Raw genomic sequence first — 12,386 nt, 5'->3', positions numbered from 1 at the left:
ACTGACATGATCAACGACCTGGCCCCGAGGGACACGCCCACCCTGCCGGACGTGGCCCGCTCCCCGACCGTCCTCGGCATCGGCGGCACGCTGAGGCCCGGCTCCACCTCCGAGCAGGCCCTGCACGTGGCGTTGCGCGCCGCCCGCGACCACGGTGCGCGCACCGAGGTCATCACGGCCACGGAGCTCGAACTGCCCATGTACGATCCCGGCCCCTGACCCCACGGGCGAGGTACTTCCTCGACGCGGTCAGGCGTGCGGACAGCATCGTCATCGCCAGCCCCGGCTACCACGGCGGCACCTCGGGGCTGCTCAAGAACGCCCTGGACTACCTGCAGGAACTGGCCGCCGACCCGGTCCCGTACGTGGACGGCAAGGCCGTCGGCTGCATCGTGACCACCCTGGGCTGGCAGGCCGGGGTGACCACGCTGACCTCGCTGCGCTCCACCGTGCACGCGCTGCGCGGCTGGCCGACCCCGCTCGGCGTGGTGGTCAACTCCTCGGCGAAGCCCTTCGGGCCCGACGGTGAGGCACTCGACCCGAAGGTGGCGGGCCAGCTGGCGGGGCTCGGCGGGCAGGTCGCCTCGTTCGCGCGGATGCGGGCGTCGAGCTCCGTCTGAATCACCGGTACGCGGCCGTGAACCGCGAAGACCCCGGCCCGGGGGCGGACTGCGCTGCCCGCCTCCGGACCGGTCGCGTATGCCGGTTCGCGGTGACTTCAGGAGGCCCCGGGCGCCGTGCGGCCCGGCCGGCTTGCCGTGCGCGACCTGCCCCGCGCACGTTGGCCTCCTCGTACGCGCGAGCCCCGTACCCCTGCCCCTGCGTCGCCTGCGGGCCTCCCCGTACCGCCACCGGTTGCCTCCGCGGCGTCCGGGGCCGCCCGACGGCCTCTGTCCCCGTGCGCCGTGATCGGTCATGATGTCCCGACACGAGGGACCGGGAACCTGCAAGGACGCGGCCACGGCCGGGAGGGGAGTGCCGCCCGTGCTGGACGTCCGGCGCCTCCAGGTCTTCCTCGCCGTAGCCGAGGAAGGTTCCGTGACCGCCGCGGCGCAGCGCCTCTACCTGACCCAGTCCGCCGTCTCCCAGCAGGTCCAGGCCCTGGAACGGGAACTGGACGTACCGCTGCTGCGCCGCGTCGCCCGGGGTGTCCGGCTCACCCCCGCCGGCGCGGCCCTGGCCGCACACGCCAAGGACCTGTTCGGCCGGCTCACCACCGTCGAGGAAGAGATACGTTCCTTCGCCGACGGCTCACGGGAGGTCAGGCTGGGCGCGTTCGCGAGCGCGGGGGTCGAACTGCTGCCCCTGGCCCTGCGGACCTTCCGCGCCCGCCGTCCCGATGTTCGGGTCCTGCTGAACTCGGTGCACGCGGACGATCCGCCCGTCGGCCTGCGGGAGGGACGCTTCCACGCCCTGCTGACCTGGGAGTACGACTTCGCGCCCCAGCCCGCGGACCCGGGGCTCGCCCCCTGGCACCTGGCGGACGACCCGTTGCGCGCCGTCGTCCCCGCCGACCATCCCCTCGCCGGGCGGCACGAGGTCGCGCTCAGTGAACTGGCCGCGGAACGCTGGGTGGTCCGCGCGCACCGCGCCCCCTACGCGGACGCCTACGAGACGATGTGCAGGATCGCCGGGTTCGAACCCGCCGTCGCCTTCACGACCGACGACTACCAGTCGCTGCAGGGCCTGGTCGCCGCGGGGATGGGGGTCAGCCTGGCGCCCGCGCTGTCGCTGTTCCCGCACCGCGAGGACATCGCGGTGCTCCGGGTCGCCGCTCCCGCCCCCGCCCGCCGGGTGAGCGCGCTGACGCTCACCGCGCCGGGGCCCGGAACGCCGCTGCGCGACCTGCTGGACATCCTGGCCGACACGGCACGGGACCTGCTGACCGGTCACTGAAGGCGCAGCGCCCCCTCGCCGGGCACCCGGCTTCCGGGCTCGCCCGATGAGTGCCCCGCCGCAGCGGACCGGCGGCCCTCATGTCCGGTTCCGCCGGGGTGAGTCCGTCGTAGATGTCGGCGCGCTGTCGCGCCCCTTCGATCGGCCCCTCAACTATCATCGCAAGTATGCCCAATTAGCCCGTTCGGGTAGTCTCCCATAAATCGCGACGTTATGTTGGCTTCATCCCAGTTAACGCCCTCATGGAACCACGTGAATATTGGGACAGGAACGCGGTCCTGGCCGAGGCCTTCTGCGCCTGTGACGAGCAGGTGCGAGAGGCCCAGGCGATCCTGGACGAACGGCAGATCGAGCGCAGCCGCACCCTCGCGGCCTTCGCCGTCACGGTCGGGGACGACGGAACGGTCGCGAACCTGATGGGGCTGGGGGAGCGGGAGGTGCGCCTGGCCCGGCGCACCGTCGGCAAGACGGACGCCCGCGAGGTGGCCCAGGAACTCCTGGTCCGGGCCCCGCAGTCCAAGAACAGGGAGAGCGCGGAGGCGGCAGGGTCCGCGGCCCTGCAGGCTTCGTCGGAGGCGGTGGCCGAACAGCTGGCGCTGGGGCAGTCCCTGAACCAGCCGCTGGCCGACCCGATGCTGGAGCAGGAGGTCCCCTCGTCCTCTCAACTGCCGCACCAGCGCAAGGAGGCCCTGCTGGCGCCGACCGTGTCGCAGGTGTCCCAGGAGGCGACGGAATACGACATGCAGACCATGCAGGCGATGCAGAACGTACCGATGCAGAACATGCAGAACACCGTGACCTGGTCCCCCAGCATGGACTCCGTCCTGGTCTGGAGCTGGAGATCCAACCTGGACCTGCACACGGTCGCCGCCGAACTGGGCCTGGACCTGCGCTCGCTGCTCCTGCGCACCCAGACGCTCGCCGAGGAGGGCCGGCTCGGCATGGAGTACGACGCGGTCCCCGAGAGCCCCGTGGTCGAGGACAACCAGTCGGGCCGGCACCGCAGGTACTACGCGGAGGGCTACGCCACGTTCGCCAACACCACCCCGTTCCCGGCCTATTCGTGATCGCCGAAGGACGCGGGGGCGACCGGCGGGCGGACCGGCCGTCGGCGTGGAGAAACGTTCCGAGAGCCCGCTCGGTGCGGGCCGCGCCGTATACGGGACGGGCCGTTCTGAACGGGCCGTACGGGAGGGGCTACGCCGAACGGGGCTGTGGCGACCGGCGGGCGGACCGGCCGCCGGCGTGGAAGAAACGTTCCGAGAGGCCGCTCGGTGTGGGCGGCGCCGTACGGGACCGGCCGCGCTGAAGGGGCCGTAGGGGAGGGGCCGCGCCGAACAAGGGGGTGGGGGAAGGGTCGTGGGGCCGGCGCCGTGCGAGCACTCCACTCACCGGGCTCGGCCGGACGTGAGCATCAGCCGGCTGGCGCGCTGACCGGCGGGATGCCCTGACCGGCGCGGCACCCGGTGCGACAGGGCGCATCGGCCGCGCCCCGATGGCCGGTTGGCCGGGGCCCGGCGAAGGGCGCGGCGGCCCGTGCGCGCAGCAGGCCGCATTGGCCCGCGTGAAGGCCAACGGCCCTACACGCTGGGGGCGGAGGAGTTCGAGGAGTCGAGATGTGAGCGGAACGGCGTCACGTGTGGCGGCGCCCTCCCTGGACCCTTCTCGACCTGACAGGGACCCGATATGCCCGCGACACGGCCCGAACGCCCCCTGTGCGCTCGCGCCTTGGCGTGTCCCGCGACGATCTCCGGAGGCGCGCGGGCCCGGACATCCATGGTTCGGGTCGCCGGGGAGGGTCCTCCGCGGTGGAGCCCGCGGCGCGTCCGGGCCCGGGCGTGACCTGCCAGTCCCTGAGATTCCTGTGCAACACCCTTGACTGCCGCCACTCTTGCCCCGATAGCGTGACCCAGCAGGTACCTGACAACGTTGTCCTGACCCTTAGGGGAGTCCACGCATGCCGCACCCGCAACCCCCAGCCCGCCCCCGCAAGCGGAGACGGGCTCTCACCGTGGGCCTGGCGGCTCTGGCGCTCGTGGCGTCGGCGCAGGGCGGGGCCCTCGCCTCCTCCGCCTCCGCCACGCATCCGGCCAAGACCGGCTTCAGTTCCTCCTTCGAAACCGGAGACCCCGCTCCCACGTGGACCGACACTGCCGAGACCGGGCCCGGCGGGGCGCCGAAGGTCTCCGGCGTCAACGGCACCTTCACGAGCGGCGTTCCGGGCAACACGAACGACCGGGTGACCGCGGTCGCCGCCAGCGACGAGAACACCGGCGGCGGTGAGGTCGCCCGCAACCTCACCGACGGCGACTCGTCCAGCAAGTGGCTGGCGTTCACCCCCACCGCCTGGGTCACCTACGACCTCGACGCCCCCGTCGCCCTGACGAGCTACGCCATGACCTCCGCCAACGACCACGCGGAGCGCGACCCGAAGTCCTGGTCGCTGGAAGGCTCGACGGACGGCAAGGACTGGAAGACCCTCGACACGCAGAGCGGCCAGTCCTTCGCCAAGCGGCAGCAGACGGTGAGTTACGACCTGGCCGGCACGCCGGCCGCGTATGCCCACTACCGCCTCGATGTGACCGCCAACAACGGCGCCACCGACGCGACCCAGCTGGCGGACCTCCAGCTCGTCACCGGTGTCACGGACACACCGCCGGCCCCGCAGATGCTCAGCCGCGTCGACAGCGGACCGGCCGCCTCGCCGACCGCCAAGGTCGGGATGGGCTTCACCGGCAAGAGCGCGCTGCGCTACGCCGGTTCGCAGACCGCCGCGGGCCGGGGCTTCTCGTACAACAAGGTCTTCGACGTGAACGTCGCGGTGCGCCGCGACACGCAGCTGTCGTACGAGCTGTTCCCGGCGATGGCCAACGGTGACCTGGACTACCAGGCCACCAACGTCGCCGTCGATCTGGCCTTCACCGACGGCACGTACCTCAGCGACCTGGGTGCCGTCGACCAGAACGGCTTCGGGCTCAGCCCGCGCGCCCAGGGCGACTCGAAGTCCCTCTACGTCAACCAGTGGAACCACCGGACCTCCCTGATCGGCGACGTCGCCGCCGGGAAGACCGTGGCGCGGATCCTCGTGGCGTACGACGCCCCGAAGGGCCCCGCGAAGTTCCAGGGGTGGGTGGACGACATCGGCCTCGCCGTGACACCGCCCGCGAAGCCGAAGGCACACCTCGCGGACTACGCGCTGACCACCAGGGGCACCAACTCCAGTGGCAACTACTCGCGGGGCAACAACTTCCCCGCGGCCGCCGTGCCGAACGGCTTCAACTTCTGGACGCCGGTCACCGACGCCAGTTCGGACAGCTGGCTCTACAACTACGCCAGCACCAACAACGCGGACAACCTGCCCGAGATGCAGGCCCTCGGCCTCAGCCACGAGCCGAGCCCCTGGATGGGCGACCGGCAGACCTTCCAGGTGATGCCGTCCGCCGCCTCGGGCAAGCCCGACACCTCGCGCACCGGGCGCGCGCTGCCGTTCAGCCACGACAAGGAGGAGGCGCGGCCGTACGAGTACGGCGTCACCTTCGAGAACGGGCTGAAGGCGCAGGTGGCGCCCACCGACCACGCGGCGATGATGCGCTTCACCTACCCGGGCAAGGACGCGTCGGTCATCTTCGACAACGTCTCCCAGCAGGGCGGCCTCACGCTCGACAAGGACAACGGCACCTTCACCGGCTACTCGGACGTCAAGAGCGGCCTGTCCACCGGTGCGACGCGGCTGTTCGTCTACGGGACGTTCGACGCGCCCGTCACGGACAGCGGTTCGAGCGGTGTGACCGGCTACCTCTCGTTCGCGCCCCGGCACGGCCACACCGTGACCCTGCGGATGGCGACCTCGCTGATCGGCATCGACCAGGCGAAGGCCAACCTGGCGCAGGAGATCCCGGACGGCACCTCGTACGAGAAGGTCCGTGACGACGCCCGCGCGCAGTGGGACCAGCTCATGGGCCGGATCACGGTGAAGGGCGCGAGCGAGGACCAGCTCACCACGCTCTACTCCAACATGTACCGGCTCTACCTGTACCCGAACTCCGGCTACGAGAACACCGGTACGAAGAAGAAGCCGGTCTACCAGTACGCCAGCCCGTTCTCCGCGATGCCGGGGCAGGACACCACCACGCACACCGGCGCGAAGATCGTCGACGGCAAGGTGTTCGTCAACAACGGCTTCTGGGACACGTACAGGACCACCTGGCCCGCCTACTCGCTGCTCACGCCGAAGAAGGCGGGCGAGATGGTCGACGGGTTCGTGCAGCAGTACAAGGACGGCGGCTGGACCTCGCGTTGGTCCTCGCCGGGCTACGCCGACCTGATGACCGGCACCTCATCCGACGTGGCCTTCTCGGACGCCTACGTCAAGGGCGTGAAGTTCGACGCCGAGGCCGCCTACGACGCGGCGGTGAAGAACGCCACCGTCGTGCCGCCGTCCTCCGGTGTCGGCCGCAAGGGCATGGCCACCTCGCCGTTCCTCGGGTACACCACCACCAGCACCGGTGAGGGCTTCTCCTGGGCGATGGAGGGCTACGTCAACGACTACGGCATCTCGCAGATGGGCGCGGCGCTGTACAAGAAGACGGGCAAGAAGCGGTACAAGGAAGAGTCCTCGTACTTCCTCAACCGGTCCCAGGACTACGTCGAGCTGTACGACAAGCAGGTGGGCTTCTTCCAGGGCCGCGACGACAAGGGCGACTGGCACCTGCCGGCCGACCAGTACGACCCGCGCGAATGGGGCGGCGACTACACCGAGAGCAACGGCTGGGGCTACTCCTTCACCGTGCCCCAGGACACCCGGGGCCTGGCCGACGTGTACGGAGGCCGCGCCGGGCTCGCGAAGAAGCTCGACACCTTCTTCTCCACCCCGGAGACCGCGCAGTTCACCGGCGCCTACGGCGGTGTCATCCACGAGATGACCGAGGCACGTGACACCCGGATGGGCGAGCTGGGCCAGAACAACCAGCCCTCGCACGGCATCACGTACATGTACGACGCCGCCGGCCAGCCCTACAAGACCCAGGCCAACGTGCGCGAGGTGCTGTCCCGCCTGTACACCGGCAGCGACATCGGGCAGGGCTACCACGGCGACGAGGACAACGGCGAGCAGTCGGCCTGGTACATCTTCTCGTCGCTGGGCTTCTACCCCCTGGTGATGGGCAGCGGTGACTACAGCATCGGCTCCCCGCTGTTCACCCAGGCGACCCTCCACCTGGACGGCGGTCGCACGCTGACCGTCAACGCCCCGAAGAACAACACGAAGAACGTCTACATCCAGGGCGTGAAGTTCAACGGCAAGCGCTGGGACTCCACGTCCCTCCCGAACGACCTGCTCTCCAAGGGCGGGACGCTCGACTTCGCGATGGGCCCGAAGCCGTCCGCGTGGGGCAGCGGGGCCGAGGACGGCCCGACGTCCATCACCAAGGGCGACACGGCGCCGACGCCGCGCACCGACGCACTGTCGGGCTCCGGCGCGCTCTTCGACAACACTTCGGACACCGCCGCCACCTTCACGGCGACGGACCTGCCGCTCGGAACCTCGGGCGCCGCGGTCGAGGGGACCCAGTACACCCTGACGTCCTCGGACCACACCAAGGCGCCGGACGGCTGGCAGCTCCAGGGCTCCACGGACGGCAGCCACTGGACGACGGTGGACCGGCGCTCGGGCCAGTCCTTCACCTGGGACAAGCAGACGCGGCCGTTCACCGTCGCGCATCCCGGCGCGTACACCCACTACCGGCTGGTGGCCGACCACGAGAGCAGCCTCGCGGAGGTGGAGCTGCTGCACTGACGGCCCGTCGTGTCCGGTCCGGGTCCCGCCGCGCACCGGCGGGACCCGGCCGCCGCGACGAGCGGCACGGCCCCGTCCGAATCGGCCCGACGCCGTCGGCTGATGCGGGCCCTTGACCACTTCGCCCCGCCGAGCGAGCAGCCAGGCGGGGCGAAGTGCTGCGAAGCGGCCGGTGCGGGTGCGGCCCTGGGTGGCCGGGACGGTGGGCGTCGATCCGGGCGGGTGAACCCACGCCTGGGCACCTGAACCCACCCCTGGACACGACGACGGCCCCGGAGGGACCAGCGGCCTCCGGCTCGGCCCCGCAGGGGCGTTCGGGTCTCCGGGACCGGCCGGTCCACCGGTCCGGGCGGGGCCGTCCCGGTCAGGCGAGCGGGGCAGGGGTGAAGCCGCCGACTTCCCGGGCGAGCAGTTCGGCGAAGCGGATCGGAGTGAGGTCCTCGAAGAGCGGGCCGATGAGCTGAACGCCGAGGGGCAGGCCCTCCCCGGACAGGCCGACGGGCGCCACGGTGGCCGGCAGGCCCGGCGTCGTCGCGACCCCGGACCAGACGAGCTGATCGGCGTAGGAGTGCGGCTCGCCGTCGATCACGACGCGGCGCCGCCACTGGTCCTGGCTCTGGTCGTGCGGGAACGCGGGGGTGGGCGCCGCGGGGCACAGGACGATGTCGAAGGCCGTGAACAGTTCGCGCCACTGGTCCCGGTGCCGCACGCGCAGGGCGTCCGCGGCGATCCAGTCCCGGTGACTGAGCACCGACCCCCGCGTCCGCTCGGCGGCGAGGCCGAGGTCGTCCGGGTCGAGTCCGGCTGCCTCGTCGCGGACGCGCTCGTACGTCTCGGCCGGATAGCCGGAGGCCACGACGGACAGCAGTAGCCGCATGTACAGGCGCGCGGCCTCGGTCGGGTCGGGCAGCAGCGGGCTGTGACGTGCCACCGTCGCCCCGGCCTCCGACAACGCCCGTGCCACCCTGTCGACCGCGCCGCGCACGCTGTCCGACGTCGGGATCAGCGGGTGGCTGTCGAGGACGAGCACGCGGTGGCTCGCCAGGTCCTCGTGGCGCGGCGGCCGCAGCGCGAGACGGTGGGCGATGCCCAGCGCGGTGTCGTCGGGGTCGGCCAACAGGCGCAGGGCGAGCGCGAGATCGGTGGCGCTGCGTGCCATCGGGCCGATGACGGTGAGATCGCGTTCGAAGGCGAGAGGCGGGGCCGGCGGGGTGGTGTGGCCGCGCGAGGGCAGCAGGCCGAAGGACGACTTGTGCGCGTACACCCCGCAGAAGTGGGCCGGTACGCGCAGCGATCCCGCGATGTCGGAGCCGAGGGACAGCGCGCCGTATCCCGCGGCGAGGGCGGCGGCCGATCCACCGGACGAGCCGCCCGGGGTCCTGTCGGGGGCGTAGGGGTTGTTCGTCGTCCCGTAGAGGGCGTTGTAGGTCTGCAGGTCGCCCAGTGCGAAGGGCACGTTGGTCTTGCCGAGGACCAGGCGCCGGCGCTCTTGAGGCGGGCCACGGCGACCGCGTCCTCGGCCGGCACGAAGTCCCTGAAAGGGGGAATGCCCCAGGTCGTGGGCAGTCCGGCAACGTTGAAGGACTCCTTGACGGTCATGGGCACACCCAGCAGCGGCCGGTCGTCGCCCCCGGCCCGGGAGCGGTCGGCCTCGCGCGCCGCGAGGAGGGCGCGGTCGAAGTCCCGGACGCACACGGCGTTGAGGGCGCCGTCGTGCCGCTCGATGCGGGCGATGGCCTGCTCCGCGAGTTCGACGGCGGAGGCCTCCCGGGAGTTCATGGCCGCCACGAGTTCGGTCGCGCTCTTGTAGGTGAAGTCGGATGTCGTCACGGTGCGTACCTTCGGCGGTTCGGCTGGAAACTGATCACTCGTGAGGCCGTGAGGCCCGGGAGCTTCTTGCGGGGATCTGCCTGCCGTCACCGAGGCGCCCTCTGGCGATGGCCGGAGGAACGGCATGCCGTGAGCGGTGCCTGGACGGCACGGGACGGGCCGGGGCACCGATGGGGACCGGGTGGCCGGGGGAGGGTGAGGCGCGCGGGCCTGGCGGCCGCGCCACGGCGCATCTCGTCGTCCTCCCGCTCTGGCCGATGGTCAGATTACGACACTTCCATGATGGAAGCAACGGGGTCGCGGGCGCCGGCGAAGGTCGGCGTCCCGGCCCGCCGCGTGTCCACGCCCACCCCCGCGCCCCGGAACGGTATGGCGGGGACAGGGACGCGCCGTGAGGTCGTCGAGGTGGATACGCCGAGCCCGGGAGCACCGAGGCGAGCGCGGCCGGTGTCCGACGCGGCACGGGCGCGCCGGCTCGACGGGATGCCGCACGGGAGCAGTCCGCGCCCCGGGGCCGCGACCTCGGCGCGCCTCGACCCGGGGCCGTCCTACTTGTCGCTCCCGTCGCCCTTCGGCGTCCGCCGCCGGTACGTGGGCCCGCCGACCATGAACAGGAAGAGCAGGACGACGATGGCGGTCACGGCGAGCGAGAATCCGATTACTTCCAGTGCCCTCATGCGGACTCCTCCGGGGTGAGGATGCTGCGGGTGCGACCGGGCAGGGCTCGCCCGGGCCGGAATCGCGGCCTACGCCGGGCGGACCGGGTCCGGGCTCGCCCGCCCGTGCGACACCTCGCCCGTGCCCCGCGCCACGGACCTGTGCGGCACGGTGCGTCCCGCCCCGCGGCACCCCCACCGTCTCACGGCTCCTGGTGCTCGGCAGGTCGGCGACGCCCCGGTGCCGGCGCCCTCCGGCCGCGCGGTTCCCGCTCCGGCGGCCCCTTGGGGAGGGCGCCCTCCGACCCGGCTGCCCCGGGTCGGGCGCCGGGCGGGGTGCGCCGAGCCACCGGTCCGGCTGCCGAGCCGGCGGGTCGCGCCACCCCTGCGGCTGTCCCCGATGCGCTGTCCACCGATCCGTTTGCCCGCCGGTCCGGCCGTGCGCCGTGCGGGCCCTGTTCCCCCGCGCGTGCGATGCCGTACCCGGGGGCCGGGGGCGACGGTCTTCGCGCGCTCACGCGGTGGTGACGGACGAGTGCCCCTCTGCTTCACTGGCCGCAAGGAGCCGGACCGGGGCGCCTTCGCCGGAGGGACCGGCGGCACGCCCGGTGACGGTGCGGCCCCTCCCGTACGGCCGGCCCGCACCCATGACCGGCACCCACGACCCGCGCGCCGCTCATGGCCCGTTCGGTGGCGGGGCAACGAACGCGCGCCGGGGCTGCCCGGCGCGCACGAGGGCAAACGGCTGACGGCCGGGGGGAGACGGTCCTGTCACGGCAGGAAACCGCCGCCGAAGGGGGAGAGTTCACTCAACGCACGCGCCGCGGGTGATACGTACCGACGGGAGACGCCCGTACCTCCGGCCACCCACCGCCGCCCCGTTCGCTCCCTGTCCACCGACGTCCGGCCCGCCCACGTCGCCCACGCGTCCGCCGGCTCCGTGGGCCGGCCGCCCCGCACCCCAGGAGGAACGGCCGATGGAATTCGGACTTGTCCTGCAGACGGACCCACCGGCGAGCGCGGTCGTGGACCTGATGCGCCGCGCGGAGTCGGCCGGGTTCCGCCACGGCTGGACCTTCGACTCGGCGGTGCTGTGGCAGGAGCCCTTCGTCATCCACAGCCGGGTTCTCGCGGAGACGGACCGGCTGGTCGTGGGGCCGATGGTGACCAATCCCGGGACGCGTACCTGGGAGGTCACGGCCTCCACGTTCGCGACGCTCAACGAGATGTACGGCAACAGGACGGTGTGCGGCATCGGCCGGGGCGACTCCGCGATGCGGGTCGCGGGCCGCGCCCCGAACACCCTGGCCCGGCTCGGCGAGGCGATCGGAGTGATCCGGGATCTCGCGGAGGGCAGGGAGGCCCTGGTCGACGGACGTCCGCTGCGCCTTCCCTGGGTGCGCGAGGGCCGTCTGCCGGTCTGGATGGGGGCGTACGGCCCGAAGGCGCTCGCGCTCGCGGGGCGGGTCGCCGACGGGCTGATCCTGCAACTCGCCGACCCGTATCTGACGGAGTGGATGATCAAGGCCGCCCGGACGGCCGCCGCCGAGGCGGGACGTGATCCGGCCGCGCTCACGGTGTGCGTGGCGGCGCCCGCGTACGTGGGCGACGACCTGGCGCACGCGCGCGAGCAGTGCCGCTGGTTCGGCGGCATGGTCGGCAACCATGTCGCGGACCTCGTCGCGCGCTACGGCGCCCACTCCGACGTCGTCCCGGCCGCGCTCACGGACTACATCGGGCGCCGGCAGGGCTACGACTACGCGCACCACGGCCGGGCCGGGAACCCGTCGACCGACTTCGTGCCCGACGACATCGTGGACCGCTTCTGCGTCCTGGGCGACGTGGCGGCCCACGTGGCGAAGCTGCGCGCGCTGCGGGACCTGGGTGTCGACCAGTTCGCGGTGTACGCGATGCACGACGCGAAGGAGGCCGTGATCGAGGTCTACGGGGAGCAGGTCATCCCCGCGCTGCGCTGAGGACCCTGCGGACGCCCTGCGGTGGGCGGCCCCGCACCGCGCGGGAACGGCGGGTGTCGCCTCCGCTCCCGCGCCCCGCGTCCGACGGCGTTCCCCGGAGTACTGGGCCGGGGGCGCCGGTCGCTGCTCGTGTCACCCGCCGTCGCCCGCGGGTCCGGTGGAGTCCTCAAGGGGTGCGCCCGGTGACGCACGGTGCCGGTTCGCTTACCCGCGCCGGTCGGTCGGCCAACCTCT

Annotated in this window: 7 protein-coding genes and 1 pseudogene; 6 read left to right on the top strand and 2 right to left on the bottom strand. The window is 72.5% G+C overall.

What is annotated here, in order from left to right; translation table 11 throughout:
* Nucleotides 1-6 precede the first annotated feature (6 nt).
* From OG310_RS05885 to OG310_RS05865, 5 genes are all read left to right on the top strand, one after another.
* Nucleotides 7-219, top strand: coding sequence for an NADPH-dependent FMN reductase (locus OG310_RS05885; protein ID WP_329454810.1), 213 nt, complete (start codon nt 7-9; stop codon nt 217-219).
* Nucleotides 216-620 (top strand): NADPH-dependent FMN reductase, encoded by a 405-nt coding sequence (locus OG310_RS05880; RefSeq protein WP_329460038.1) that lies wholly within the window; start codon nt 216-218, stop codon nt 618-620. The genes OG310_RS05885 and OG310_RS05880 overlap by 4 nt, the downstream gene beginning before the upstream one ends.
* Before the next feature lie 364 nt (nt 621-984).
* Nucleotides 985-1,896, top strand: a complete 912-nt coding sequence (locus OG310_RS05875) for a LysR family transcriptional regulator (RefSeq protein ID WP_329454809.1) — start codon at nt 985-987, stop codon at nt 1,894-1,896.
* Between the two features lie 242 nt (nt 1,897-2,138).
* Nucleotides 2,139-2,963, top strand: coding sequence for a hypothetical protein (locus tag OG310_RS05870; RefSeq protein WP_329454808.1), 825 nt, complete (start codon nt 2,139-2,141; stop codon nt 2,961-2,963).
* 890 nt (nt 2,964-3,853) lie between these two features.
* A complete protein-coding gene (locus OG310_RS05865) occupies nt 3,854-7,690 on the top strand; it encodes a GH92 family glycosyl hydrolase (protein WP_329454807.1) in 3,837 nt (1,278 codons plus the stop codon).
* A 364-nt stretch (nt 7,691-8,054) separates the two neighbouring features.
* On the opposite strand, the pseudogene OG310_RS05860 reads toward OG310_RS05865, so the two are convergent.
* Nucleotides 8,055-9,469, bottom strand: a pseudogene (locus OG310_RS05860) (amidase).
* A gap of 599 nt (nt 9,470-10,068) precedes the next feature.
* Nucleotides 10,069-10,197 (bottom strand): hypothetical protein, encoded by a 129-nt coding sequence (locus OG310_RS05855; protein ID WP_329454806.1) that lies wholly within the window; start codon nt 10,195-10,197, stop codon nt 10,069-10,071.
* Between the two features lie 956 nt (nt 10,198-11,153).
* Here OG310_RS05855 and OG310_RS05850 point away from each other — a divergent pair.
* Nucleotides 11,154-12,152: a TIGR03842 family LLM class F420-dependent oxidoreductase gene (locus tag OG310_RS05850; RefSeq protein WP_329454805.1), complete on the top strand. Its 999-nt coding sequence runs from the start codon at nt 11,154-11,156 to the stop codon at nt 12,150-12,152.
* Nucleotides 12,153-12,386: the final 234 nt, after the last annotated feature.

Origin of the sequence: Streptomyces sp. NBC_01497, from assembly GCF_036250695.1 — a bacterium.
In the GTDB taxonomy this organism is placed as follows: domain Bacteria; phylum Actinomycetota; class Actinomycetes; order Streptomycetales; family Streptomycetaceae; genus Streptomyces.
The sequence above is the reverse complement of the archived record's forward strand: the minus strand, read 5'-3'. Positions and strand labels throughout refer to the sequence as shown.

Excerpts from the sequence above, each read along its gene's own strand:
- OG310_RS05885 (WP_329454810.1), top strand. The coding sequence starts at position 7 with ATGATCAACGACCTGGCCCCGAGGGACACGCCCACCCTGCCGGACGTG.
- OG310_RS05870 (WP_329454808.1), top strand. The coding sequence starts at position 2,139 with ATGGAACCACGTGAATATTGGGACAGGAACGCGGTCCTGGCCGAGGCC.
- OG310_RS05865 (WP_329454807.1), top strand. The coding sequence starts at position 3,854 with ATGCCGCACCCGCAACCCCCAGCCCGCCCCCGCAAGCGGAGACGGGCT.
- OG310_RS05855 (WP_329454806.1), bottom strand. The coding sequence starts at position 10,197 with ATGAGGGCACTGGAAGTAATCGGATTCTCGCTCGCCGTGACCGCCATC.
- OG310_RS05850 (WP_329454805.1), top strand. The coding sequence starts at position 11,154 with ATGGAATTCGGACTTGTCCTGCAGACGGACCCACCGGCGAGCGCGGTC.